Genomic DNA, 26,514 nt, shown 5'->3' on the forward strand with positions numbered 1-26,514 from the left:
GTGTCTCAGGTGACTTTATTAGATCTCCGAACTACGCTGCACAGTTTGCCATTGTGAATCGATGGCAACCGCTGCATGCGATTTACTAAGTGGTGGCTTACCTAAAATTAAGTCAGCCGCTTTTTCTGCCACCATAATGGTTGGCGCATTTAAATTTCCGTTAGGAACCGTTGGGAAGATTGATGAATCCACCACATGCAGTCCCTCAATGCCATGTACTTGAGTGTTTGAGTTTACTACTGCCAGTTCATCTTCACCCATTTTGCATGAACATGAAGGATGGTAAGCACTCTCAACTGCCTGACGTACAAAAGCATCTATTTGTTCATCTGTTTGAATCTCTTTACCTGGTTGGATTTCGCCATCGCGGTAATCATCAAATGCACTTTGCTCAATGATTTCACGTGTTAAACGCACACAGGCTCTAAACCCTTCAATATCATCTTGATGCTGTAAATAGTTAAATTGGATCTTAGGTGCAACCGTTGGATCAGCCGATTTAATTGTTACTGCACCGCGGCTTTTAGGTTTGTTATGCCCTACATGGACTTGAAAACCATGGCCATCAAAAGCACTTTTACCGTCATAACGAATTGCCGCAGGTAAAAAGTGATATTGAATATCAGGCCACTCAACCCCCGGTTTTGAGCGAATAAATGCACAAGATTCAAAATGATTAGTCGCCCCAAGACCGCTGCGGTTTAATAACCAACGCGCGCCAATAAGGCCCTTTGAAATAAGGCCAAGCTTGCCGTTTAAGGTAATTGGCTGCTTACACTTATACTGGAAATAAAACTCCAAGTGATCTTGCAGGTTTTGCCCAACTCCAGGTAAATGGTGCTTAACCTCGATACCTGCGGCTTTAAGTATTTCGCTGTCGCCAATACCCGAAAGTTGCAAGACATGCGGCGAACCAATCGGACCGGCACTTAAAATAACGTCTTTACTGGCCTTTGCCTTAACAATATCGCCATTAACTTTGTACTGCACGCCAACGGCTTTTTTGCCTTCAAGCAACACCTTTTCAGCCAACGCACCAGTAACAATAACTAAGTTTTTACGTGACTTCACTGGGTCTAAATATTCACGACTTGCAGAGCTGCGCACACCGTCTTTAACGGTCATGTGCATTGGACCAAAACCCTCTTGCTGCGCTGCGTTATAATCGTCAGTGGCTGCATATCCGGCTTGCTGGCCCGCTTTGATAAAGGCTTTATAAAGCGGGTTCGCCATTTCATTACCGTTGTTCACACCCAAAGGGCCACGATCACCACGATAGTCGTTTTTACCTAAATAGAATGATTCTGCTTTTTGAAAATACGGTAAACAGGATTGATAATCCCACCCTTGTGCACCATGTTGTTGCCATTCATCAAAGTCTTTAGCATGGCCACGTACATACACCATGCCATTGATAGATGATGAGCCACCTAACACTTTGCCACGCGGACAGTGCATTTGACGATCATCTAGATACGGTTCAGCTTCACTATGAAACTGCCACGCGTATTTGTCTGAATTCATCGGAATTGATAGCGCGGTAGGCATTTTAATAAAAATGCTTTTATCGCTGCCGCCAGTCTCTAATAATAAAACGCGGTTGCTGCTATCTTCGGATAAACGATTAGCCAGTACACAGCCCGCCGACCCTGCACCCACTATGATGTAATCATACGTTAGTGCAGTCATTAAAATGGGCTCTCTATATTAGTCATACCGACATAAATCGATTTAGTTTGGGTGTAATGATCAAGTGTTTCAATGCCATTTTCACGACCGATACCTGACTGCTTATAACCGCCCACAGGCATTTCTGCAGGCGAATTGCCGTAGCTGTTGATCCAACAAATACCTGCTTGCAGCTGATGAATAACACGATGTGCGCGCTTAATGTCTTTGGTAAACACGCCTGCAGCAAGGCCTAAGTGAGTATCGTTAGCACGGTGAATTACATCATCTTCGTCATCAAAGGTTAATACGCTCATTACGGGACCAAAGATTTCTTCTTTGACGATCGTCATATCATCAGTGCAATCAATAAATACCGTTGGTGCAACAAAGTAACCGTTTGGTGCAGAAGCTGGGCTCAGTGCTTTACCACCCGTTAATAACGTTGCACCTTCGCTGATGCCTTTCTCGATATAGCTCATCACTAATTGTTGATGCTTTTTGGAAATTAATGCGCCAAAGTTAACGTTTGGATCGAGTGGATCGCCCGCTATAATATTTTCTTCAGTGCGTGTTTTAAGCTCATCAATAAATTGCTGATAAACATTTTTGTGTACATAAATACGGGTGCAGTTAGTGCAAATTTCACCTTGCGTATAAAAATTACCTAACATTGCAGCACTTACTGCCTGTGAAATATCGGCATCATCAAATACTAGCAGTGGTGATTTACCACCAAGTTCCATGGTGACATCTTTTAATGAACCCGCAGCACTAGCAACTACTTTTTTGCCTGTGCCTACTTCGCCGGTAAACGATACTTTCTCAATATCAGCTGATTGTGTTAACCACTGGCCGACTTCTGCTGCACCTTGCACCACATTAAATACGCCCGCAGGTACACCCGCTTCAGTGAATATTTCGGCAAGCTTGATTGCGCCAAGTGGTGTTTCTTCTGAAGGTTTAAATATCAATGCGTTACCCGCAGCCAGTGCCGGACCTGATTTCCAACAAGCTATTTGCAGCGGGTAGTTCCACGCACCAATTCCGGCACAAATCCCTAATGGCTCTTTGCGGGTGTAATAAAAATCTTCGCCAACCATTTGCTGTTGGCCAACTTGGGCAGGTGCTAGCCCTGCAAAATACTCGATTACATCAGCGCCAGTTTGCACATCAACACACTCGGCTTCTTGCCATGGCTTACCGGTATCTAGCACTTCTATTTTTGCAAGTAAATCATTACGCTCGCGCAATAATGCAACCGCTTTTAGTAAGATACGACTACGTTCAATCGGACTCATAGTTGACCATGCAGCAAATCCTTGTTTAGCGCTTTGAATAGCCGCATTTTGAATAAACGCATCTGCCACTTCTACATAATAAATTACGTCATCTGTTGCTGGGTTTTTAACTGCAAATGTTTCGCCACTTTGATTTTTTAAAAAGTGACCATTGATATAATTTTGATAAACAGGTGTTGTCACCTTAAGCTCCATACTGTTTGATAAGTGAACATACAAAGTTTTTTGCTAGCTGTTCACAATGTGCAAATTGATCTTGATCAGACTTACTTAGTACCGCTCTTAACCATAAGCCATCGATCATTGCCGCACATAACTGCGCAGCAAGTTTGGCTTCATCATCACCCATCAATTGTTTAAATGAGCTGACTAAATTACTAAGAAGTCGTCGGCTATTTACGTTCTGTAAGCGATGCAACTGAACATCGTGCATCGATTGCGCCCAAAAGCTTAACCAAGTTTTAGTGGTATCGCTGCGCTGTTGTAATCTGGCAAAATTAGCTTCTATTATCAGCATTAACCTTTGCTCAGGGGTCGTTGTTGGCGTTACTTGCTTGATCAGCTCGTGTTTTAGATTGGTTAATAAATAACGCACAGTGGCTTCTATCAAGCCCTGCTTACCACCAAAATAATGGCTAATAATACCCGATGATAACCCTGCTTTTTTACTGATACTATTAATGGTTGTTGCTTGTAAGCCAAGTGCAGCAACCGAACTTATAGTCGCGTCAATTAGCTGCTGACGACGAATAGGTTCCATTCCAACTTTAGGCATATTTTTATTAATTGAATGTTCAATAAAGATAAAGGTTAGAGTAATGGAACTGATTATTCAAGGTTGACAAACTGTGAATGGGCTAAAATCAAGTGAGTTAAGTGACCCTAAGTAACTGTACTAGCGTCGATAAATCGGCTTATGAAAAAGTTGCGAAAAAAATCGAAAAATAGCTGTTATTAATGTAAATGCGACAAAAATCAGCTTTATTGGGTTGAAAACTATACCTGCCCAGTCCCAGATATCACTTTTAAAATCACAAAATTATCTATCAAAAAACCAACTGTAGGAAACTCAATGTCTAATTTTAATGAATATATTGGTTTTTTGCTGCAAATTTACACCACTTTTACTTAGGTAAATTTCAAGCTGGTGCGGTGAATATAACGCTGATGCTGATTGGCATACTCACTATTTATAGCTTTGCCGTATTTTTAATCATCGTTTTTTGTTAATTGAATTACCACAGTTTTTAAGAGCTAATAACATTTATCGACACTCAATGCAGACACTTATTAGAGCAAAAACACGTCGATTTCATTAATAAAGTAAACCGACTTACTGAGCAAGGCCAGTGCATGCTGGCACGCATTTATTCTCGTAAACCTTTACTCGTAGCAATCACCACGCTTAGTGATGACGAATATCAAGCTTTAGCAAATGAGCTTATTAATCAACCGGCCGAAGGTACATTAGCAGTAAACCTTAAAAACAAGCTCCTTTTACGACTTCACCAACAACTTAAATTTCAAACTTTTTAAATAAACAATATTGAATAACAACTTTACCAAATAACGGCGAAAAGCATCAACGTGATAAGTTAGCGTTTAGGCATTTTCTCACCCGCTGATGCATTTAACTTATTCGGCCTAACCACTGTAAAAACTAAAACAAACTTTGATACTGCTCTATTAGATAATCTGTGTAAGCAATATCACCACGATAACGCGATAAATGCGTGGTATCACGGTACATTTTCGGGGTTATTTGCGGTATATTTTGATGGTTTTTCATTTTAATACCAGTGGCTTGCTCTATTTGCGCTATTACTTCTGCTAAACGTTTTTCAGCCTCTGGTGTTGTTTTTATCCACTTGCTATTTTTTGGCAGCATGATCACTTCAACGTTCTCAGATACACGTTGAAAGTTTTTTATAATATTAATAAAGTGCTCAACTAATAACGGCTCAAAATGCAGTTCTTCTATATCGGCACTGCGAATACGACTAAGGCGATCGTTTTTCATTTCGTTATCAGTTTGCGTAACGCGGTAATAGTCGTTAAATATAGCTAACGTTTCTGCTGATCGCTCTTGTGGGATTGTACCGCCCCCTTGCCATTCATAGCTCCATTCTGCGCCCTTATAATTAGGGTATTCTTCATCAAACTTCTCACCAAGCAATCGCCCTAAGCGACGACGCTGAGCAATAGTTTCATCATCATCTTTAAACGTTTGATGTGACTGAGGAGGAAACACCCCTCGGCCAAAAAAGCTGGTGATCATTTCTGCTGAGATATTACCGCGTAAATACTTTATATTGAATAACCGTACGCCACGAGTAAGATCATTTTTTGCAATTGCCATTAACTCCTCGTCATTGGCAAGCAACGTTAAAAACGAGTCTAATACTGGCGCAGCTCTATCCCAGCGTGTTTGCGTGGTTTGAAACGGATTAAACTCAATCATGGTTAGCTTGATTTTACGATCTTCTTTGACAAATTCATCCGCAATACGTCGTGATAAAAAATCTTGAAAATATGGATTTAACCCACCAAAGCCATAATTAAACGATTTAACCTGCTTACCCCGCTGCGCTAAATCAGCATCAAATTTTCGCGGCGAAAACCCAGCTCGCGTCATTGATGAACCAAAAAACATGACTATATCGTTCGGCTCTTTCACTATTTGTGGCAAAGCCGCCCGTGACTCAGTGACCCTACCTAATACGCCTTGTGAATTTGCCCCCATCCCATGTAAAATAAGATGAATACTGATAAGTGCGAAAGCCATGCATAAGCCAATAACAAGAATCGACTTTCCATATAATTTTTGTGATGTCATTATTGCTGTACCTTGATGATTAGAATTGGAAATAGATAAACTCATTACTTGGCTCCCCGATAAATAAACACACACCTTGTCCTAACATCATTAACAGCCAAAATAGCCATGGTTTATTTTCCAGCTTATCAGCGCCCTTAATCACGTAAAAGTCCATAATATGTACAAGTAACACCCATACACTGGTCATTACAAAAATAGTCATTGCGTTGTTTCCTGCTGCTATTGTTGAATTAAATACATGTAAATTAGTAATAATATCTATGGCAGAAGTTAAGTCGTTAGCTGCAAAAAACACCCAACCTATAAGGACTAAATAAAACGTGATGGCCCACTTAATGAAAGTGACAAGCAGCGCGCTGGATTGATTAAAACGTGCAAATATTTTCAGCCCAGCTAAATAGTGCGTGGCAGTAATAATAGCGCCATGAAATACGCCCCACGCAACAAAGGTCCACGCCGCACCATGCCATAAACCACCCAATAGCATAGTTAAAAACACATTACGGGTGCGGTTATTATTTCTGTTCCCGCCTAATGAAATATATAAATAATCTCGTAACCATGTAGAGAGGGAAATATGCCAACGACGCCAAAAATCAACCGGAGAAAGTGCGAAGTAAGGTACTCTAAAATTAAGTGGAATACTAAAACCGAGTATCAGCGCAATACCAATTGCCATATCGGTATAACCCGAAAAGTCACCGTATATTTGCCCTGCAAATGCCAATACGCCAGTCCAAAGCTCCAGTGTGCTTATGGGGCCTTTTGCCTCAAAAGCATGTTGTGCAGGGATAGCCAATATATCTGCACCAGTTTTTTTAATCAGCCCCACAGTGATCAGTAAAAAACCATGTTTTACAGCAGTGTATTTAGGCAAGGCAATGGCGTGCATTTGTGGCAAAATATGACTTGCACGAAGAATTGGGCCTGCAACCAGTTGTGGGAAAAACGATAAAGCAGCAACAAATTCAACTAAGCCTTTACGTGGTTTCATATCGCCACGGTAAACATCAATGGTGTAACTTAAACTTTGAAAAGTATAAAAAGAAATACCAACAGGCAGTACCCACCCTAATGTCTCAATGGAGGTATTGTAACCCAGCGTAGATAGCAGTTCAGACACAGAGTTGAGTACAAAGTCAGCATATTTAAACACCGCTAATAAGCCTAAATTAAGCAGCACAGATAACGTAACCCATTGCTTTTTACGTTGCTGTGTTGATGCTTTGAATATAGCTTGAGCAATAAAGTAATCGGCTACCCCACTGCCCACCAGCAAGGGAATAAAACTATAATTCCATGCGCCATAAAAAACTAAGCTGCCGACTAAAATCAAATACACTTTGGGCTTTTGTTTAAAAAAAACAAAACCGTAAAACAAAATAAAAATGGCAAAAAACCAAAAAAATATGGGGGTATTAAAGATCATGGTGTCACCTTCGTTGTTATTTTTTGTGTGATATGTATTCTTTGATAACGAATAAACATACTATTTCCTTTATTTAGGACGAGTTTGGCTAACCCACTAGAAGTAGGGTGAAAATCAATCAACAGTTAATTGAAGTAATTTAAATAAATTTGACGCAGGCTGACTTGCATTCGCTCATCAGCCAAGTTAGATCAACGCATTCAGGGGGGGGAGTGAAGTGAAATATAGATCATTCGCGTGCCCCATTGGCTATTAGTAGCGCTTTAATTGACTCAGTACGCGCACGGTTTAGGGGCGAGCGTCGCTGATAACCATCAGAAACCCCTGTCGTAACGGCTAAGTTTACATCAGCGCCCCGTGAAATTAATAGTTGGCTCATGTCGTAAAAACCAAAATATGCAGCATTAATAAGGGCCGTTTCATCTCGCGGCACAATTGCATTTATATCAGCGCCGTTATCTAACAATAGCGTTGCCAGTTCAATATTATTGCTCATCGCAGCAACTATCAGCGGGTTACCATCACCACTTGATGACTGATTTACATCAGCGCCTAAGTCAATTAATGCCTGTGTCATTGCTTTGTTATTTTGTTTCACGGCAATCATTAACGCAGTGCCATCACCAATCACTGGGACATTAATATCAACCCCACCATGTTGCAGCACACTTATCGCATCAATATCATTACGCGTGACCGCATCAATTAATAAAGTGCTCTCGATTTGTGGTAACAGTGAATAATGACGGGCATCTGCTACAGTATGTTTAATACTAATTTTGGGTGAAAATGCCTGCGTTGCTTGAATCGTTGTAGCAGCTAGCACTGCACACACCAAAGCAATTATAGCGATACGTGGCTTTTTAAATTGCTTATTTTCTAACACTGCACCAATGCGATAATTTAGCTCTTTTTTCTTACTAAAAAGCCCCATTGCCAACACACTTCTTTGCTGCATTACCATTAACTTTGCACAATCAATCAGTGATTGCGCATATTGTTGCGTATTTTTAATTTCGTTTACTGCGCGTAAATCACACGCTATTTCACGCTCTACATGAATTTGCTTATTAAGCAGGCGGATCACTGGGCTCCACCAAAATAAAATAGCAATAACTTCTTGAAATAAGCCAAACCAGTTATCTTTTCGTTTAATATGCGCGTTTTCATGAAGCACTATCGCTAGTAATTGCTCATGCTTGAGTTGCTCGGTAAGGCTTTTTGGAAGGATAATTTTAGGTTGCTTAATCCCTACAACTAAAGGAGAGGATACTTTGCTTGAAGTATAAACATCTGTATTAATATGGGCTGATAAATGTGGCGCTTTTTCAATTGTTGAGCTTATTAAATAGCGTGTTTGAAGATATGATGACAATACTGTAAATACTCGCCAAACGCTGCCTGTAAGCCAGGTGAATACAGCTATACTTAGCAAAAATGAAAAATTAAATATAATTTCACTGGGTAAATGCCAGTTACTCTCCTGATCACTCATAGCGACTTTATTATCCGTTGCTGAAAAGCTATCTTCAGTTTTTAAATCAACTGATTGCGCAACTGAATTTATAACGCTTGAAGTTTTATCCGCATCCATTGTGATCAAGGTAAAGGGGATGACTGTTGCGGCAATAAACGCCGTCATCCACAACCAGCTTTTCAACTCAGCCCCCGATGGAACACATTTATTAATTAACGTAAGTCCCAATAAAAGTGTAAAACCAATAACAAGGTGATGAAATGCTAACGTTGTTAATAAGGTATATTCAATCATCATTGTCCTAACGTCCTTATCTAGGTTTGTTAATCTTTACTTTGGTCAACTTTACGCTGTAATGCTTCTAAATCATCAAGATCAATGTCAGTCTCTTGCATTAAATGCTGTGCCAATACCTTAGGTGAGCCACCAAAAAACTTATTCAGCATTGAAGTTAATGCACTTTGCCGCGCTTCTTTTTGAGTAATCTTTGGTGTATAAATAAACGCTTTACCTTCTTTTCTAAAATCAGCATAGCCTTTTTCAGCAAGGATCTTACATAGCGTTTGTACTGTGGTGTAAGCGATTTGTTTTTCTTTTGATAGTTCATCTGTTATATCGCGCACAGACGCCTCATCACTTCTCCAAAGCACTTGCATAATACTTTGCTCACCATCGGTAAGCTGATTTGATTTGTTTCTAGCCATCGTATTTAACCTTTTTTAAAGTTCTACTAATTAATTAGTTTTAAATACTATAGCGTGCCCAATTCAACCTATCAACTAATTAATTAGTTTTTAAGCTTTTGTATCAGTACTCGTAACCCTAGCTAAAAACTCTTTAAAATTTGTAAATAATGGCTACATGATCTAAACCTTAAGAGTAGCCTTTAGAGGAAGCTCCTTATGCCGTCAACAAACACTATAGATAAACACTCCGAGTTTGCGCGCTGTTTAGAGTGCAATAAGGTCAGCACTTTTTCTGCTTTTCATTGGCTTGCCTTAGCGTTTAAAGATATGGCCAGAGCCCCTATTTTGAGTTTAATTTATGGGCTCGTTTTTACCCTCATTCCGTTGGCAATTGTCTATTTTGCAGTGTTCATAAATAGTTACTTAGTTGTTTTACCAGCCAGTGTCGCATTTGCTTTGATTGGCCCTGTATTTGCAGTCGCTCTCTATGACGTTGCCTGGGAGCTAGAAAAAGGTCATACACCAACGTTACTACATTCATTAAAGTCAATGTTCAGAAACCCAGTAGGTGAATGGGGATTTGCAATTTTACTGATGGTAATAATGATTATATGGATGCGCCTTGCAGCAATAGTTCATGCACTTTACCCAAGCCATGCTAATCCTACATTTGAAGAACTCTCCGCTTTTTTAACTTTAGGCACTATTATCGGCGGAATTTTGCTGGTTACTGTATTTGCTATTTCAGCATTTACCCCACAAATTATGATGGAAAGACGGGTAGATATAATGACCGCCGTTATGTCATCAATGAATGCAGTTAAAACCAACTTTTCAGCAATGGTTGTTTGGTCTGCGTGCATTTTTATACTGGTTGCACTTGGTTTTGTCACTGGTGCTACTGGCTTTATAGTTATTATGCCGCTGCTAAGCTATGCCAGCTGGCACGGCTATATTGCTGTAATTAAAACCAAGAAAGCTCGAGAGTATGAGTAAATTAAAACGCATTGATACTGTGATGACGATCAGCGGCGAAAGAGGAAAACTATTTCAACAAATTAAAAAACTTCGCTCTAAAGTTAACTATTACCCCTGTTAGGATTTATTTTTAGATCTAAAGTTGTGCATATTTAGATAAAAATCAGGAGAGATATTGCAATATTCTATATTGGATGAAGTCAATATTTATATCTATGCGCAGAGTAAGTGTTGCCCAAAACCATAAAAGCAAGTTAGCCTTCAACATGGCTATCAGCAAACATTGAATTTAAAAAGCACCTTGATAACCCGATTTGCATTAACTGTTTTAAATAACCTAGCAGGTCATCCTATTAAAATGACAATGCCACACTCACTTCATAACTTTGTGGCTCTTTCCTTACGTCATAGTAGCTATCTGGCGCATAGGTAGGGTTATAATGCTGCTTATCAAACATATTTTTTACACCAATAGTCCATTGCCACGCACTTTGCTTACTAGGGCGATAACTCAAATGAGTATCCAAAGTCCAGTAGCTGCCTTTATTATCTTGTTGTGCAATCTCTGGCACTTTTACACTGCTATGATAGCTTAGGCTTTGGTTACGCCGACTAAGGTAATTAATTCCCGCATAAAATGAAAATTGCTCATCCTCCATAAACAGCAGCCAATTTAATGTATCTTTTGCCAATGACGCTTGATCTGAATTAACTCGGGTATAATTAAATGAAGTGCTAATACGGTTAAAGTGAGACCAGTCTGCATAATATTGATTATTCCACTCAACTTCATATCCAGGAACGTGTAATTGCTCACTGCTATTTTCGTAAGGCTTACCATTTACAGACTGAATAAATTCACTCAAATAACTGCTAAACCCGCGCAGAGTAATATTATTATTAGCTGAAAAATGATAAACCCACTCACCTTCAAATGTCTCTATTTGTTCAGGATTTAGATTTGGATTTCCGGATATATTATTGTCACTGCGCACTTCATATTGCTGTAAAAAAGTAGGCGCTCGAAAAGCTGTTCCCCATATCAATTTACCAGACCACTGTTCATTACCTTGATAAGTCACAGCAATTCGCGGGGAAGTTTCTGAGCTGAACTCAGGGTAGTCATCAACCCGCACACCAACCGTCAATCCTAAGCGTTGTTCAAAAAATAGTGATTCTTGTTGAAAGTAAATAGCCCGATTATGGCTTGATGGTGTTAAATCACCATCTCGCATCACCCTTGATTCATACTCATTAACTTCTACTGCGTTTTGTTTTTTTATCGTCTCGTGATATTCACCAACTTGGCGTTGTTGAAAGTTCAGCCCGACAATAGCATGGTGATTTGGATTAAACGCGTAACTCCACTGACTACGCACACCATTTGATGTGGAATCCAAGTCTGAGTCAGAATAAAAATCACTATTGCCCTGTGGATCGGTAATCGTGCGCTCAAAGTAGCGTTTCACCTTGTAAGTATACACTTGGTTTTCTATCGATAATTTATCAAAACTAAGTTTATTTTGGATGTGCGCACTGAGTGTTTGATAGCGTTGAGATTTATATTGGTTTGACGAATAATGAGGGTACTCTGTCGTGTAATCACCATAATTTATAGCAAATTGCCACTGCTCGTTGCGTAATGACATTCCTAAGCTTTTAGCATCAACATTATTATCATGTGTTGATACAAAACCATTGCGGTCATATTGTTGAGGATAGCCTTTGCTATCTAAGAATCGCCCTGACAAAACAAATGTTCCGCCCACAAACTCTTTCCCGGTATTGAGAGTGGCTGATTGACGGTCATAACTGGCAACCCCTGCTGAGATGCGAGTTCGTTCAGGCGCTTTTGCTTTCGTAAAAATAGAAATCAAACCTGAATATGCATCACCACCATATAACGCGGATCCTGGACCGCGAATAACTTCTATTCGCTCAATATTATTTATTTGTATCTGTTCATCAGGAGACCAGCCTCCAATTAAACCTTCCCGCTGAGGTACGCCATCAATAGTTAACATTACTTTGCTGTTTCGACCTGATGGAATGCCTCGGATCCACACCATGTCTCGGCCATTTCGCCGCGACAGTATTTGTACGCCAGGCAACATTTTCAATATATCTGATAGCGTTCGCGCGCCCATACTTGCAATTTGGGTAGCGTTAACTGAGCTAATAATATTCGGCGCTTGGCTTATCTTTTTTACGGTTTGTGACGGGCTCACAACTTCAATGTTAAGTAAGCTCTCAAGCGGGAGCTCAAATAGGTTGATATCTTGCTCATTACTATATGAAAAAATTGGCAAAGTTGCCAAACACATAACTAATGAATTAAGCGGCAAATAACGAGTCAAACGTTCAGGCTTCATATCATACTTAATAAAACTAATAACCATAAAAAGGCTAGCTTAATTACCACTATATTGCCACAGAGAACACCAATTTTTACCCTAGCCGATTAATTTTTTTGAACAAATAGCAAAATAGCTATAAGAATAAATGCGCAGCTAGGTACACTTCTTGGCGCAGCAACTCTCGCCTTTGTTTAAGTGCATTGTTATATGAAGGTTTATTATCAGCATGAATGTAGCCAAAGAAAAATTCAAAATCTTGCACATGCTGTTGATAATATAAACGCTGCATTGGGGATGCAAAGCCCTGTCCTCTAAATTGCCCAGTAATAAAAATATCACTGATTAGTAAACCGTTAAACCCTAGCTCATCACTCGACTCAGCCATTATCATACCCAGTGGCTCGCCTCTATAAAACGCCGCGCTGCACAATCCGGCTGCAATAGCTTCGCTGATATCGTCTTTTTCGCTAATTGGTACTATTGTTGCCATTTCAGGATGCTGCATTAAAAACTGAGTATAGTCACGCTCATACCAAGGCCAATCTTTATCAAGTTCAAACGGCTGCAATGCAATATCTGCACAGAGTAATTCATCAACAGTCAGTTTAGGATCTTGTGCTGCTAACAATGAATCAACAGCGCGGCTACCGGCCAAACTTAGCAGTCGTTTGGCTGGTATTGATCCAGGTGCTGGCCATACACAAATATATCTAGGCGTACACCAGCAAAATACCTTACTAATATAGCGGATAAGCTGTGCAAGTAATGGTTCTGATAACGGATGCTCACTAAACACTTCAAACATAGTCTCGTCATCATCATTACGACAAACACTGACTATAAATAAACTGCCATCATCAGCTTCTACAACTTGCGCGTATAGATCATCATCTGGCACGCTGTCACTAATTTCCCGCCTTTGACGAAGCTCGGCAAAATGCTCTGCATTACAATCTTCATTCAGCGCAAGTAAGTCTTCACACTCTTTAGCGATTGCTTTTTCAGTATCTAAACCTATAATTTTATTTAAATTATAAGTTTTTAAAACACCCAGACCTAAGCGACGTAAACATTTTTCATCAATTTTATATAATGGATAATGACGCATAACTTCCCTTTAATGACTGTTTTTAGTTAATATGGGGACAATAAAGACGTAAATCAACTAAATGATAATTAAGTGATTAATGAGCTCTTTGTAATACGCAATAACGGTTGGTTAACGCATCTAGCAGCAACATATAAAATGCCTGAAAGATTATATTTATTATCTTGCTATCGGCCTTATTCACTCCTATAGTCTGCAAATTATCACTCCTTAATTTTGAATTACTTTGTCTATTAAATCCCGCGTTACTGTCAGTCAGTTTGGTGAATTATTAGGTTATGCGCCTGGTAATGTTGCTGTTTATTCGTCTGATTATGATACAGCTGATGAAACAATTTATCCTAACCGTAGCGCCTACCGTAGTTACCTCGATGGTATTTACATGGGCTATAAATGGCAATGTGTTGAGTTTGCGCGACGCTGGATGTATCTCAATCGTGGCTATATTTTTGATGATGTTGCAATGGCTTACGATATTTTTGAGCTACGCTCAGTGCGTGACATAAACAATCAAACCAGGTTGCCTTTACAAGCATTTCGTAATGGTGCAAAACACCACCCAGTGGTAGGAAGTTTACTCATTTGGGAAGAAGGCGGTGAATTTGAAGAAACAGGCCATGTTGCGGTGGTGGTTGAAGTACATCAGGATAAAATTCGTCTTGCTGAACAAAACGTGGCCCATCAGCTATGGCCGCAAGATCAACAGTGGTGTCGCGAACTCAAAGCGAAAGTCACAAAAGAAGGTGACTACTGGATTGAGTGCTCTTACAGTGACGCCAGTATTTTAGGCTGGATGACACAAACTGAGCACAGCGAATTTAGTGAACCGACGCCTGAAATAAACACTGATCTGTTTGCCATAAAAGCCCAATATGCCACTGATTATGGGCAAGCCACTAAGTCATGGCTTAACATTGCCAATGACGATGAAGCAGCCTACGTAGAGATGATGCATGGGCATAAATTGACTTCAGTTAATGCTGATCAACATCATTATTTTACAATTTCAAAAACCGCTCAACAAACTATTGAACATGCTAGCAATGAATTACATGGCTTGTTTATGCATGCAACAGACTATGTACTGCAGCATCCTGAGCTATTAAAAAAGTTTAATTTACCCGATGCGGTGCTCAATAAGATCCGCCAATCCTGGGATAATCGCTTAAATCAACTGATCACCAGTCGATTTGATTTTGCATTAACTCCTGCGGGCTTGAAAGTCTATGAATACAACTGCGATTCAGCATCATGCTATATGGAAAGTGGCAAAGTACAAGGTAAATGGGCCAAACACTTTGGTGTTAAAACGGGTATTGATGCCGGCCATGATTTATTTAAAGATTTAGTAAGGGCATGGCGAAAAAGTGAAGTAAACGGCCTTGTCCATATATTGCAAGATGATGAGCCAGAAGAACATTACCATGCATTGTTTATGAAAGAAGCCATTGAAGCCGCTGGTTTTGAGTGCAAAGTAATCATTGGTTTGACTGATTTACACTGGGACGCAGCGGGTAATATTGTTGACGCTGATGGCGAAAAACTCAGTTACGTTTGGAAAACATGGTCATGGGAAACCGCTCTTGATCAAATAAGACTAGAGTGTGAGGCAGATCAATCCCAAAGCGATGATTTTGAGCCGCACTGGCAATTTGGTAAAACCCCACGCTTGGTCGATGTATTACTTCGTAAAAATGTGATGGTTTTTGAGCCGCTATGGACATTAATACCCAGTAATAAAGCAATTTTGCCAGTACTGTGGAGTTTATTTCCAAATCATCCGTTTTTACTCAATACTGCATTTGATTTAAATGATGAGCTATTGCAAACAGGCTATGTCGTTAAACCGATTGTTGGTCGATGCGGTGCAAATATTCAACTCGTTGATGAACAACAACACGTAATAGAAAAAACAACGGGTCATTTTGCCTCTCAAGAGCAAATATACCAGCAGTTATTTGCCCTTCCTAAAGTAGCTGACTACTTTGTGCAAATATGTAGTTTTACCGCAGCAGGTAAATACGCCGGTGCTGGCGTACGCGTTGATAAAAGCATGATTATAAACGGCGACAGCGATTGTATGGCACTGCGTATCAGCGATGATAGTTACTATAGTTCGTAACTAAAGAAGAGCCATTCTAACAATAAAATGGCTCTCTTCACATAAAAAGCTGACTATTGCCTGTGACTTCTATGTGGCTACAAGTTTATCAAAAACTTACCTTAATATGTCCTAATGTTAAATCGAAGTAACATAAATAACTCCAGCATACTTATTAAAATGAAAATCCCTTTATGTGCAAATTCCCTACACCTAAATTTTTTCATAACACATGCTTTAAAGGGTTCTTTACGCAAACAACCCTCAGTGCTAATATAGGAACCAAGTCGATTTTGAATTTAATACTCATTTAAAATCAACCTATTAAATTAGAAATAAGGATCATAATATGAAATTAATTAAAACCACTTTGTTGCTTACAACTTTTGTATTTACAGCAATAACATCTAATGTTTCTGCCGCTACAGATCAATGGTACGTATATGCAAGTAAAGTAAATGGTTATAGAATGTGTGCCCAAGCCAGCCCTGGATCAGGCTGGTATAAAGCAAGTCCAAATGGTTATTCAACTAAAGGCGCATGCAACTACTATGAAAGATAGTATCTAATTAATACGCCTTAATTTGAGCTTTGCGAGCAAAGCTCTATTAACCATTGATACGATAGATTCTATAACTATTTTACGCCCGCTCATCTTTTGGTGAGTCCATCACAACATGCGAAGTGATAGTTCGTACCTGTGGGATTGATCCTAAAACATCAGCATGGAATGCTTTATAAGACTTTATATCAGCAGTTTCTACTCTAAGTAAATATTCAAATGCGCCAGTGACATTATGGCACTCTTTAACTTCATCAATAAACTCAAGTGCTTGTTCAAAAGCTCGTTGTGATTTCGTAGAGTGTTCATTTAAACCCACCCCCACATATGCGACAAAACCAAGTCCAAACGCTTGATTATTAATAACTGCTCGGTAGCCTTTGATCACACCAGCTTTTTCTAACTCTTGTACACGGCGCAAGCATGCTGATGGGGATAAACCAACCAAATCAGCAAGTTCAGCGTTGGCAATTCGACCACTGCGCTTTAACTCTTGCAATATCCTGTCGTTAATTCGATCTTTTTTCATATTTAGTTGCTAAAGTAAATTTATAATAGATTAATAAGCGCAAAAATTGCGAGCCATACAAAATATAATTGCACAATCATTATCAACTGAGCAACTATAAATGAATATTGAATTGGTATCAGCATTAGCATTATTTGCACTTGTATCTTCCATCACCCCAGGTCCTAACAACCTGATGTTAATGAACTCAGGCGCTAACTTTGGTTTTAAACGTTCATTGCCACATTTACTCGGTGTAACAATTGGCTTTGTGATCATGCTCGTATTGGTTGGTTTAGGTGTCATGCAATTGTTTGACTTTTTGCCATGGAGTTACCAGCTATTAAAAGTGCTTTGTATTGCTTATTTGCTTTATCTTGCTTATAAAATTGCCAGCAATAAAACTCCTATCGGTGCCAAAAATAGCGATACTAGACCTTTTTCTTTTGTACAAGCATCTTTATTTCAATGGGTTAACCCGAAAGCATGGACTATGGCATTAAGTGCAGTGAGTGTTTATGCCCCATCCAAAGGAATTGGCGCAGTGGTACTTGTAGGCCTTATTTTCGGTCTAATTAATTTACCCTGTGTCTGCTCATGGACGTTAGTCGGACAAAGGCTACAAGTATGGCTAAAAGATCGCAAGCGCCTACGAGCATTCAATATTTTTATGGCTGTATTGTTAGTCGCCTCGGTACTTTTTAGTATGCTGTGAGTAACCAAACAAATAAACACCTTAACAATGGCAAACTTTTGGGGATACTTACCTCGTCCGATTTTGTTTGCTTAGCGGCCGCTTTATTATTTTAATGCAAGGTGATAATAAGACCGCTATCCGTATAAAATAAATATAAACTCGTATATGCCAAGTAATCCTTGGCATATGACTACAACCAGCCTTTGTGTTTAAAAAATAAATAAGGGGCAAAGCCCGATAGCAACATAATGCCAATTGCAAATGGGTAACCCCATTCCCATTGCAGCTCTGGCATTATATTAAAGTTCATCCCATACACACTAGCCACTACAGTTGGCGGTAAAAAAACCACAGAGGCAATGGAGAAGGTTTTGATAATTTTATTTTGTTCAATGTTAATAAAGCCTTGTGTTGAATCCATCAAAAAATTCACCTTATCAAACAAAAAGGTACAGTGCGACATCAACGTATCTATATCGAGCACAATTTCTCGTAGTGATTCGCGATCCTCGTTTTGTACACTTAAACGACGTATTAAAAACGAAATATTGCGTCGCGTATCCATTAAACACAAACGCACTTTCCCATTGGCATCCTCTAAACGCGCGATACGACTGACCGCTTCTTCTAAATCAGAGTCACTTTCTTCTAGTACATACGCACTGAGTTTCTCTAATTGATGATGCATGTCCTCGATCATATCAGCATGATTTTCAACTTTTTGATCAAATAAGGTAACCAATAACTGTTTTGCCGTATCACACATTACTTGACCTTTACGTGCTCTTAAGCGTAACAATCGAAAGTCAGCCAGCTCATCATCACGAATGGTCAGCAAACAGTTGTCCTGTAGTAAACAGGCCACTGTTACCATATTAAAACGTCCTTCATTTGGTGACATAAATAATGCATGCACATGCAAGCCTTCATTATCGATAAAGCATCGCGATGAAGCTTCAATCTCTTGTACATCCCCTGACTCAGGAAAAGTTATATTGAGCGTTTTTGCGAGCGTGTTTCGCTCATCTTCCGTTGGGTTGATTGTGTCAATCCAGTGTGCATTTCTGATTGATGCTTCAATAGAGGTATCGGATGAAGGCTCTAACTCTTTGATCACCCCCTGCTCGATAGAAAAAAATCTCAACATACACTTCTCCTTTAATAACAAGATAGGTTGAGTATATGTAATTGATGATTAATCAACAATAACAATACACTCCTGCTTCGCAGTTATTATTAAGAGCAAGCAACTCACTAACACGTAACAACACCTTTTGTTTTGCAGATTTTACAAAAAAGTGCATATTTTTCATGGCATATCAAAGATAAGCTTTCATCCCCCTCCTTTTAAAAAACATATAAAACACTAAATATCAACAACTTAAAAAACAACTTTTATCGGCACAGCCATTGCTTTATACAAACTAACGCATGTTCATAGACTTTATTAAACGCTGTGAACATTCCTTATAAATGCAGGAGGAATAATGAGTAACAATAACGAAACAAACAAAATAGCTGAATTTACTGCCCCAGGTATAAATGAAGAATCTGCAAAAAATACCATTGCTACACTTGATAACCGCATGGTCGCACTCATCGATTTACAATTGACTCTAAAACATATTCATTGGAATGTGGTTGGCCCTAATTTTATTGGCGTACATGAAATGCTTGATCCGCAAGTTGAGGTAGTTCGAGAAATGACCGACACCATCGCTGAGCGAATTGCCACGCTAGGTGGTGTGCCAGTCGGTACTCCTAAATCCATTGTCGATCGCCGCTCATGGCAAGATTATTCAATTGGCAAAGGCTTGGTAAAAGATCACTTAGTTGCGCTTGATGAAGTATACAATGGGATTAATGCCGATCACCGAAGTGCGATTGGCAAGCTATCAGAGCTCGATCCTGTATCTGAGGATATGCTAATTAGCCAACTTGCCGATTTAGAACAGTTTCAATGGTTTGTTCGTGCACACTTAGAATCGTCGACTGGGGAGCTAAAAACCAAATAACCTCATAATACAACGTTAATATCCAGATAACCCTGCCCGTAGTGCAGGGTTTTTTATCGCTATTTTTTACCTACGCGCTCAGCTTCTTTATAAAAATAATAATCGTCTTCGCAGTCATATTTATCATAGTCTCGATGACTTATAGTAAACGTTTTAGGGTCAGCTCCAAGTACTTTTTTCTCGTGCCAATACACGGCATCAGCATCTTTTAGCAGCTTATCTCGATTAACAACCTCCATGCTATCAAGATCTACCCCATGTATTTTATGGTGACCAAAATACACTGTTTTCCCATCACAGCCGTACATAGCAAACCGCTCTAATAGCGCAAACTCCTGTACATCAACAGATTCCAATTGCGTGCCTTGATAGTAAACTGCATCAGTCGTTTTTAAAAAATCATTGTTGCTTAGCTCTACTCGCTCGTCGCTATAAGGGCCAATAAGCTGTTGTTTAAAATATAGGTGATTTTTATCGCTGGAGTAATTTCCGGATGGAGATAATAATGCAAAATGTTCAGGCACTACTTTTTCTAGTGGTTTAGCTAAGTAAAAAACCTGCTGTGAGTCACACCCAAATGCAAAATTACTTAATATCTCAAACTCATTAGCTTTGGCATTGGGTAATTCCTCAGCCCCTAAATACACTTTATTATCAATAATAAAGTAATCGTCTTCGAGCACTTTTAGTGTATTAATATCTTTGTATGGCACGCATTCAAGCCATGTTGTTGTATTAAAAGAACCATCAATATCCTGCTCATATTTGCCTTGATGCCAATATAAATGGTTATCGTCGTATATGTAGCGCTCATCGAATGCTTTTACGCCAACGCCACTGACAGCCGTTCTATTAAACGTATCATCGCATTTAATAAACACGCTATGTTGATCTTTCACTATAGACTCAGTTAAACGTGAAAACGTGTCGTAACTGATATTCTGGCGTACAAAGTTATAATAATGGTGGTTGCAGTCTTTTGCCCAAAAATCATTCATTAATACAAATGTGGCAGGATCTGCACCATCTAGAATGATGAACTGTTGTTCTGGTCTTAATTGGCTCGCGATGGCAAAAGACACGCTGTGCTTATGAATAAAAATATGGTATTTATCGCGAATAACATCGTGACCTATAATTTCAAAGCTATCGTAATCCACTTGACCTGAAATAACATGGCAACCGTAATAAAGCTGATACTTATCTTTTGCAAAGTTACGCGCGATGACTGAAAATGAATCAATATCAGCGCCTTCAACTAAGCTATTACCGAGTGAGAACCAATTTCCCATTGGAGAAAAACGGATCTGCTTTTTATTGACCGAGTAATAATATGAATCCGAACGTTCACTATCAACAGGTCCTGAAAAAACCATTGACGGGCTTACTAAAAAATTAAACAACGAGCTCTTATTTTTAAGCGTAGGAAATAGTGAGTTTAAAATTTGTAGCACGGTAAAAAAAGCAAACAATACAAAAATACAGGTCCAAAAATCCATTCTAATATTTCTATCCATAGGGGGAGTAAGCATCTTAACTCAAATTTTATGTAAGCTAAACTTTAGCTTACATAAAAATAGGTAATCAAGTCATCACAGATACATTACTAGGGTCTTAAGGTTATTCTATATAACCTAAGTTATTGCTATTAAGTAAAAAAAGACTCTGCGCTATACTGATTAGATTAAACTTACTATCAAAGTGTAAAAAGGAAACTATGCTGCTCTCTCGTTTGTATGATTTTATGCCCGGCTTAAATACGTTACTTCACTATGAACGAAAATGGTTTGCTGATGATGTAAGAGCTGCACTCTCTGTCGCAGCGGTGGCATTACCAGTTGCGATTGCCTATGCACAACTTACTGGGGTTAACGCCGCTGTCGGGCTATATTCATGCATCTTACCGATGATCTTTTACGCCCTGTTTGGTAGCTCTAAACAACTCATTGTCGGGCCTGATGCAGCTACTTGCGCCGTTATTGCAGCAGTAGTCACCCCCCTTGCTGCTGGCGACACTGTTAAGCATTGGCAACTCGTTGTCACGATGACCGCCATGACCGGCTTTTGGTGCCTAATTGCCAGCAAATTTAAATTAGGGGTATTGGCCGATTTCTTATCTAAACCAATCCTCATGGGCCTATTAAACGGAGTGGCCATTACCATTATCGTCGGTCAGTTTTCTAAAGTATTCGGGTTTACCTTCGATGATAAATATTTACTCGAACGATTAGGTGGCGTGCCCACGTATTTAGCACAAACCCATGTCCCAACCTTATTGATGGCGTTATTTACTGTTGCGACTTACTTTGCAATGAAACGGCTAAAACCGACCTGGCCGACATCCATGTTTGCTATCGCATTTGGTGCCCTATTAGTATGGGGTTTTAATTTAAAACAGTTTGATATCAACACCATTGGCACTGTAACCGGAGGCCTCCCTGTGTTTAACACACCTATTTATGATATTGGTATTATTCGTGAGCTTGTCGTGCCTGCACTTAACTTAGCAATCGTTAGCTTTGTCAGTATGATGCTAACCGCTCGCAGCTTTGCAGCTAAAAATGGTTACGACATCGATGCAGACAAAGAATTTAGAGCCTTAGGCATTGCTAACTTTGCCTCTGCTTTATCGCAAGGTTTTGCTGTAAGCGGCGCTGATTCGCGTACTGCAGTTAATGATGATGCAGGAGGAAAAACGCAATTAGTATCCATTATTGCTGCGGGGATCATCGCTATCATTGCATTGTTCTTAACAGCGCCACTTGAATTTATCCCCAGCGCAGCATTAGGTGTTGTGCTTATTATTGCTTCAATTCATTTGTTAGACTTAAACGCCGTATGGCAATTAAAACGTAAAGATAAACATGCCTTTTATCTTGCGCTAGCCACCTTGTTTGCCGTGTTATTTATTGGCGTAATACCGGGTATTACACTTGCGGTATTACTTGGTTTATTTCAGTTTATTCGCACCGTAATGCGCCCAACTGATAACATACTAGGCGTTGATATTAAAGGCGTTGTTAGGAGCCTTGATGCCACTGATAAAGCAAAAGCAGTACAAGGAGTATTTATTTATCGTTTTAATTCTCCGTTAACTTACTTTAACGCAGGTTACTTTAAACGGCGTTTGCTAGAACAATATGCGCGGCAAAAAGACGACACTCAATGCATTATTATTGATGCGGTGCCCTGCTTCACCCATTTAGATTTAAGTGTGATGGCCATGCTCGCCGATTTAGACGTGATCTTTAAAAAGCGAGGTATTAGGTTAGAAATCGCGGGGAGAAAGCGGCAACTCCTGTCATGGTTCGAAATTGCAGGTATGACTTCCGGTAAAGAAGGTATCTACGTACATTCAGATCTGTATATCGCCTTACAAAAAGTTCGTTTACAGTAACAACAATTATTTCGTTGCATCTATCTCCCAGCTCATTACCCTTTTGCATATTCTATAAGCAAAAGGGTAATAAGCCAGTACAATTACAATAGCATAATAGTCAAACTAGCTTAGTTTCGACAGCGGCTAAATAAATCTAGCTCTTCAGAATATTCACTTGTTTGAATATTCATCAAACCAAGTATGCTATGAAATATATTGTCATGTGAATAAGTCAACTCCTTTGCTTCACTCATTAGGCAGTCAAAGCTTAATGAATTTTGCTCAGAAAATTGCTGATTCATCCAAAATAACATCGGAACTTTCGTTTGCTCACTTGGGGCAAAAGAATATGGTACTCCATGCAAATAAACACCACTTTCTCCCAAAGATTCCCCATGATCCGAAACATAAATCATAGATAAATTATATTGTTCTTCTAGGCCTAATAATGTCTTTATAGTCTCACTCAAAATATAATCTGTATACAATATCGTATTATCATATGTATTTACTAATTCCTCATTGCTACAGTTTTGAATATCGCTCTTCGGGCAATCTGGTGTGAATTTTTTAAACTCATCAGGATAACGTCTATAATAAGTTGGGCCATGACTTCCGATCATATGCATCGCAATGAACTTATCTTTTTGCAATGGTATGCTAAGTTCTGCTTTTAATTCTTTTAGCAACGCAACATCGAAGCAGTAAAAGCCATCACAATCCTCACTCTTTGGACTTGTTGGTATTTCAATCGTTTTGATCCGATCACATACACCTTTACATCCTGAATTATTTTCAATCCAAGTAACATCAACATCTACTTTTTTTAAGATATCAACAACATTGTCAGAGTTCTTAGCTTGATTTCGAGAGTAGTTTTCTCGTTCCATATTTGAAAACATACAAGGAACAGAAACCGCAGTTGTTGTGCCACACGATGACACATTTTGGAATGGAATGATATCATACTGAGAAGTGTACTGATTTGTATCTCTAGTATATCCATTATATTTAAAATTAGCAGCTCTGGCAGTTTCACCTAAAATAAATACGACCAGATTATGTTTTTCTTTTGCAGGAGGTAGTTTTTTTACAGCATTGCTACCAAGACTTAAGTACTTTAATGGCTCACTAAAAAACTCACTATTTGTGAACTTTATTAAACTACTTATATAATATGTTGGAATTACAGAACGTTTAAATTGTTCATTATTTCTTACAAAAGAAGCATAGTTTTGATACAGAGAAAAAACAATAGATAATATAACAATCAAAGAAGCAACAACGATAAAAAAGCGCTCCTTTATCTCAACTAGGAAAGGCTTATATTCAACTTTAACTAATAAAAACAATACTGCAGGTATTACCCCTAGAATCATCACAGATATAAATGAATTAACATTAAAGTATGTTGATGCTTCTGATGCATCCGTTTCATAGAAATTTTGAAACATTGTACTATCAAATACAATTCCATATTCCTTTGTAGCGAAAAAAACAACTGCTGAAAAAACAATTAATATAGGAATAACTACAGAAACATATCTTGAGAGGAGAAAGCTAAATATCATTACCATAAGGAAGAATATTACAAATGGAAGCGTAACAAGTACAAAATAGTCAGGCTCGCCTGAAGCTAGTATCTTTTGGCTGTATTCGAACAACATGTGCGAATTCAAGATAAGGGTAAAATAAAGCGATATGATCAAAATAAGCGTCTTTGAGGGCAAAGACTTAAAAGAGTTAAGTGTCGTCGGTAAATTCATAACAAGTTCCTGTAGCAAACATAGTGGTAGGTAATTATACGGTAACCAATAAAAAAATAATAAAACCTTTTAGTGTCTATTCAGATGCCATCCCGACTTAATTAAAAACCAAACAAAACCTGTGTGCATTTCATTAAAAAACCAAGGAGGTCAATTAACACACAGGTTTTAATTAAATAAAAACCAATAATTCTTTGTTTTTTTATCTGACTGATATAGACAACCTTTTATTGGTTAAAAAACTAATTGTCACCAAGTAAATTGAACACTCACTCCTACTGTATCACCGCCAATAATTGGTTGAATGGAGTAATTAAGCTTGCCATCATTAATAGTGTTAGTTTTTTGCACAGCATCCATTACTTCATAAGCAAAATACCACCCTAAAATAGACTGAGATGTATAATGAGATCCATCATTAACCCTAGACCATGCTGCAAGGCCTGAAGCAAAGTAAGCAAAGTATTTTATGTAATCATTATCTGTGTTTCTTGCGATTGCAAGAAAGGGCACAGCACCTACAAATGCATGACCACTCACACCATTATTATCTTCAAAAGGTCGCCAATCAGATCCATCCAGTTCAATTGGTCTAGATGCACCAGTAAGGTACTGGGTCGACCAAACGAATGGTAAACCCAAAGTATATGCTCTAGCAACATCACTTCCCCAAGCGCCCACTTTAGAATCCGGATCAAAGTTGATTGCTTGACTAGCTAAAAATGATAAAGGCAAAAGGTACTTCCCCTCTCCCGCATACTTCACTATTTTAGAAATGTCATCCGTTTTATCGGAACGGATGTCTTCTTGATACCAGTCATAAATCTCCCGGTCAATTGAGCTATTCGCTGCGATTCCAGCCACCGCACCAACCCCCACAATACGAGTAAAGCGATCAAATTGATAAAAGTTTTTATAGTCATCTAGTACTTTGTCTTTAAACGGCAATACTTCATATGCCAAAGTACAGCTAGACCAAAGAACTAACAAGCTCAATGCTGAGAGCTGCTTACATTTCCTCAGTAAAAATTTTATAATTACGCACATAAATTATCCTTAATAATTAAAAAATACAAACACACAAAACACTGTAAATTTCAGGTACAATAGTTAATTTCACTTTTTAGCTCGCAAACTTGAATTATTCTTAAGAACTTTAAAATGAATACTTAATTTAAACGCTGATACCAGCCAATAGCAGCAGCAATCCATATTAATGAACAAATGACTAATGTGAGTGTCACAGCAGCGGAGGCCATGTCTTTTGCACGCCCTGATAATATGTGGTGTTCTAAACCCACTCTATCAGTCAAAGCCTCTATTGCTGAGTTAATAAGCTCAATGACTAGTACTAAAAGAATACAACCAACTAATAACGCCCATTGTGCGACACTTTCAGCTATGAAAATTGATAAAGGTAAACTGAAAAAAAATAGCCAAGTTTCTTGTCTAAATGCAGATTCTTCTCTGTAGGCAGCTTGCATTCCTTGTGCTGAGCAGCGTGTTGCTTTAATTATTCGCGCAACCCCCACACCATTTGGTTTATTAGTGTGCGTCGCCTTCGTCTTTGTGTTCATAACACCTATCTTGTCCCTCTTTGTTCTGTTGAGCATTATACTAAGAACGCACCGCCACAACAGAGC

22 protein-coding genes are annotated in these 26,514 nt (G+C 38.9%); 7 read left to right on the forward strand and 15 right to left on the reverse strand.

Going from position 1 to position 26,514, the window contains the following annotated elements; genetic code table 11:
• Positions 1-18 precede the first annotated feature (18 nt).
• The 3 genes from betA to betI are packed head-to-tail and all read right to left on the reverse strand — an operon-like array spanning position 19 to position 3,744.
• Positions 19-1,689 carry a choline dehydrogenase gene (gene betA, locus J7338_RS08865; RefSeq protein WP_210796735.1) on the reverse strand — a complete coding sequence of 557 codons (1,671 nt, stop codon included), beginning with the start codon at positions 1,687-1,689 and terminating at the stop codon, positions 19-21.
• Positions 1,689-3,152, reverse strand: coding sequence for a betaine-aldehyde dehydrogenase (gene betB, locus J7338_RS08870; protein ID WP_210796736.1), 1,464 nt, complete (start codon positions 3,150-3,152; stop codon positions 1,689-1,691). Before betB ends, betA begins: the two co-directional genes overlap by 1 nt.
• Position 3,153: 1 nt before the next feature.
• Positions 3,154-3,744 (reverse strand): transcriptional regulator BetI, encoded by a 591-nt coding sequence (gene betI / locus J7338_RS08875; protein ID WP_210796737.1) that lies wholly within the window; start codon positions 3,742-3,744, stop codon positions 3,154-3,156.
• A 578-nt stretch (positions 3,745-4,322) separates the two neighbouring features.
• Between betI and J7338_RS08880 the strand changes: the two genes are divergently transcribed.
• A complete protein-coding gene (locus J7338_RS08880; RefSeq protein WP_210796738.1) occupies positions 4,323-4,505 on the forward strand; it encodes a hypothetical protein in 183 nt (60 codons plus the stop codon).
• 124 nt (positions 4,506-4,629) lie between these two features.
• Here J7338_RS08880 and J7338_RS08885 read toward each other — a convergent pair whose 3' ends face one another.
• The 4 genes from J7338_RS08885 to J7338_RS08900 all read right to left on the reverse strand — a co-directional run bounded on the left by J7338_RS08885 (position 4,630) and on the right by J7338_RS08900 (position 9,418).
• A complete protein-coding gene (locus J7338_RS08885) occupies positions 4,630-5,850 on the reverse strand; it encodes a hypothetical protein (RefSeq protein WP_210796739.1) in 1,221 nt (406 codons plus the stop codon).
• Positions 5,825-7,237, reverse strand: coding sequence for an MBOAT family O-acyltransferase (locus tag J7338_RS08890; RefSeq protein ID WP_210796740.1), 1,413 nt, complete (start codon positions 7,235-7,237; stop codon positions 5,825-5,827). Before J7338_RS08890 ends, J7338_RS08885 begins: the two co-directional genes overlap by 26 nt.
• A gap of 229 nt (positions 7,238-7,466) precedes the next feature.
• Complete coding sequence (locus tag J7338_RS08895) at positions 7,467-9,011, reverse strand: M56 family metallopeptidase (RefSeq protein ID WP_210796741.1); 1,545 nt, start codon at positions 9,009-9,011, stop codon at positions 7,467-7,469.
• A gap of 26 nt (positions 9,012-9,037) precedes the next feature.
• The gene (locus J7338_RS08900; RefSeq protein ID WP_210796742.1) at positions 9,038-9,418 is read right to left on the reverse strand and encodes a BlaI/MecI/CopY family transcriptional regulator; all 381 of its coding nucleotides are present in this window, start codon (positions 9,416-9,418) and stop codon (positions 9,038-9,040) included.
• A gap of 198 nt (positions 9,419-9,616) precedes the next feature.
• On the opposite strand from J7338_RS08900, the gene J7338_RS08905 reads away from it, so the two are divergent.
• Positions 9,617-10,396 (forward strand): DUF2189 domain-containing protein, encoded by a 780-nt coding sequence (locus J7338_RS08905; protein ID WP_210796743.1) that lies wholly within the window; start codon positions 9,617-9,619, stop codon positions 10,394-10,396.
• A gap of 335 nt (positions 10,397-10,731) precedes the next feature.
• On the opposite strand, the gene J7338_RS08910 is transcribed toward J7338_RS08905, so the two are convergent.
• Together J7338_RS08910 and J7338_RS08915 are read right to left on the reverse strand one after the other, a co-directional pair.
• Entirely contained in the window at positions 10,732-12,750 is a 2,019-nt protein-coding gene (locus tag J7338_RS08910) for a TonB-dependent receptor plug domain-containing protein (protein WP_210796744.1), read from the reverse strand.
• Between the two features lie 118 nt (positions 12,751-12,868).
• Positions 12,869-13,843, reverse strand: a complete 975-nt coding sequence (locus J7338_RS08915; RefSeq protein WP_210796745.1) for a hypothetical protein — start codon at positions 13,841-13,843, stop codon at positions 12,869-12,871.
• Between the two features lie 232 nt (positions 13,844-14,075).
• Here J7338_RS08915 and gss point away from each other — a divergent pair, with 232 nt between their 5' ends.
• Complete coding sequence (gss, locus tag J7338_RS08920; RefSeq protein ID WP_275074567.1) at positions 14,076-15,965, forward strand: bifunctional glutathionylspermidine amidase/synthase; 1,890 nt, start codon at positions 14,076-14,078, stop codon at positions 15,963-15,965.
• Between the two features lie 328 nt (positions 15,966-16,293).
• Positions 16,294-16,506, forward strand: a complete 213-nt coding sequence (locus J7338_RS08925; RefSeq protein ID WP_210796746.1) for a hypothetical protein — start codon at positions 16,294-16,296, stop codon at positions 16,504-16,506.
• A 79-nt stretch (positions 16,507-16,585) separates the two neighbouring features.
• Here the strand turns inward: J7338_RS08925 and J7338_RS08930 are convergent, their stop codons facing one another.
• Positions 16,586-17,035 carry an Lrp/AsnC family transcriptional regulator gene (locus tag J7338_RS08930; RefSeq protein ID WP_149981764.1) on the reverse strand — a complete coding sequence of 150 codons (450 nt, stop codon included), beginning with the start codon at positions 17,033-17,035 and terminating at the stop codon, positions 16,586-16,588.
• A 100-nt stretch (positions 17,036-17,135) separates the two neighbouring features.
• On the opposite strand from J7338_RS08930, the gene J7338_RS08935 reads away from it, so the two are divergent.
• Positions 17,136-17,729 (forward strand): LysE family translocator, encoded by a 594-nt coding sequence (locus J7338_RS08935; protein WP_210796747.1) that lies wholly within the window; start codon positions 17,136-17,138, stop codon positions 17,727-17,729.
• Between the two features lie 172 nt (positions 17,730-17,901).
• Here the strand turns inward: J7338_RS08935 and corA are convergent, their stop codons facing one another.
• Positions 17,902-18,858, reverse strand: a complete 957-nt coding sequence (gene corA, locus J7338_RS08940; protein ID WP_210796748.1) for a magnesium/cobalt transporter CorA — start codon at positions 18,856-18,858, stop codon at positions 17,902-17,904.
• Positions 18,859-19,198: 340 nt separating this feature from the next.
• Between corA and dps the strand changes: the two genes are divergently transcribed.
• The gene (dps, locus tag J7338_RS08945; RefSeq protein WP_210796749.1) at positions 19,199-19,726 is read left to right on the forward strand and encodes a DNA starvation/stationary phase protection protein Dps; all 528 of its coding nucleotides are present in this window, start codon (positions 19,199-19,201) and stop codon (positions 19,724-19,726) included.
• Positions 19,727-19,785: 59 nt separating this feature from the next.
• Here the strand turns inward: dps and J7338_RS08950 are convergent, their stop codons facing one another.
• Positions 19,786-21,225 (reverse strand): DKNYY domain-containing protein, encoded by a 1,440-nt coding sequence (locus J7338_RS08950; RefSeq protein WP_210796750.1) that lies wholly within the window; start codon positions 21,223-21,225, stop codon positions 19,786-19,788.
• Positions 21,226-21,446: 221 nt separating this feature from the next.
• Between J7338_RS08950 and J7338_RS08955 the strand changes: the two genes are divergently transcribed.
• Positions 21,447-23,123 (forward strand): SulP family inorganic anion transporter, encoded by a 1,677-nt coding sequence (locus tag J7338_RS08955; RefSeq protein WP_210796834.1) that lies wholly within the window; start codon positions 21,447-21,449, stop codon positions 23,121-23,123.
• Between the two features lie 110 nt (positions 23,124-23,233).
• On the opposite strand, the gene J7338_RS08960 is transcribed toward J7338_RS08955, so the two are convergent.
• From J7338_RS08960 to J7338_RS08970, 3 genes are all read right to left on the reverse strand, one after another.
• The gene (locus J7338_RS08960; RefSeq protein ID WP_210796751.1) at positions 23,234-24,871 is read right to left on the reverse strand and encodes a phosphoethanolamine transferase; all 1,638 of its coding nucleotides are present in this window, start codon (positions 24,869-24,871) and stop codon (positions 23,234-23,236) included.
• Between the two features lie 249 nt (positions 24,872-25,120).
• Positions 25,121-25,834 (reverse strand): phosphatase PAP2 family protein, encoded by a 714-nt coding sequence (locus J7338_RS08965; RefSeq protein ID WP_210796752.1) that lies wholly within the window; start codon positions 25,832-25,834, stop codon positions 25,121-25,123.
• 206 nt (positions 25,835-26,040) lie between these two features.
• Positions 26,041-26,448, reverse strand: coding sequence for a diacylglycerol kinase (locus J7338_RS08970; RefSeq protein ID WP_210796753.1), 408 nt, complete (start codon positions 26,446-26,448; stop codon positions 26,041-26,043).
• Between the last annotated feature and the right edge of the window lie 66 nt (positions 26,449-26,514).

This window comes from Pseudoalteromonas ostreae, from assembly GCF_018069805.1.
Lineage (GTDB): Bacteria > Pseudomonadota > Gammaproteobacteria > Enterobacterales > Alteromonadaceae > Pseudoalteromonas > Pseudoalteromonas ostreae.

Coding starts and splice junctions, on each gene's coding strand:
- betA (WP_210796735.1), bottom strand. CDS start 1,689: ATGACTGCACTAACGTATGATTACATCATAGTGGGTGCAGGGTCGGCG.
- betI (WP_210796737.1), bottom strand. CDS start 3,744: ATGCCTAAAGTTGGAATGGAACCTATTCGTCGTCAGCAGCTAATTGAC.
- J7338_RS08880 (WP_210796738.1), top strand. CDS start 4,323: ATGCTGGCACGCATTTATTCTCGTAAACCTTTACTCGTAGCAATCACC.
- J7338_RS08885 (WP_210796739.1), bottom strand. CDS start 5,850: ATGAGTTTATCTATTTCCAATTCTAATCATCAAGGTACAGCAATAATG.
- J7338_RS08890 (WP_210796740.1), bottom strand. CDS start 7,237: ATGATCTTTAATACCCCCATATTTTTTTGGTTTTTTGCCATTTTTATT.
- J7338_RS08895 (WP_210796741.1), bottom strand. CDS start 9,011: ATGATGATTGAATATACCTTATTAACAACGTTAGCATTTCATCACCTT.
- J7338_RS08900 (WP_210796742.1), bottom strand. CDS start 9,418: ATGGCTAGAAACAAATCAAATCAGCTTACCGATGGTGAGCAAAGTATT.
- J7338_RS08905 (WP_210796743.1), top strand. CDS start 9,617: ATGCCGTCAACAAACACTATAGATAAACACTCCGAGTTTGCGCGCTGT.
- J7338_RS08910 (WP_210796744.1), bottom strand. CDS start 12,750: ATGAAGCCTGAACGTTTGACTCGTTATTTGCCGCTTAATTCATTAGTT.
- J7338_RS08915 (WP_210796745.1), bottom strand. CDS start 13,843: ATGCGTCATTATCCATTATATAAAATTGATGAAAAATGTTTACGTCGC.
- J7338_RS08925 (WP_210796746.1), top strand. CDS start 16,294: ATGAAATTAATTAAAACCACTTTGTTGCTTACAACTTTTGTATTTACA.
- J7338_RS08930 (WP_149981764.1), bottom strand. CDS start 17,035: ATGAAAAAAGATCGAATTAACGACAGGATATTGCAAGAGTTAAAGCGC.
- J7338_RS08935 (WP_210796747.1), top strand. CDS start 17,136: ATGAATATTGAATTGGTATCAGCATTAGCATTATTTGCACTTGTATCT.
- corA (WP_210796748.1), bottom strand. CDS start 18,858: ATGTTGAGATTTTTTTCTATCGAGCAGGGGGTGATCAAAGAGTTAGAG.
- dps (WP_210796749.1), top strand. CDS start 19,199: ATGAGTAACAATAACGAAACAAACAAAATAGCTGAATTTACTGCCCCA.
- J7338_RS08950 (WP_210796750.1), bottom strand. CDS start 21,225: ATGGATTTTTGGACCTGTATTTTTGTATTGTTTGCTTTTTTTACCGTG.
- J7338_RS08960 (WP_210796751.1), bottom strand. CDS start 24,871: ATGAATTTACCGACGACACTTAACTCTTTTAAGTCTTTGCCCTCAAAG.
- J7338_RS08970 (WP_210796753.1), bottom strand. CDS start 26,448: ATGAACACAAAGACGAAGGCGACGCACACTAATAAACCAAATGGTGTG.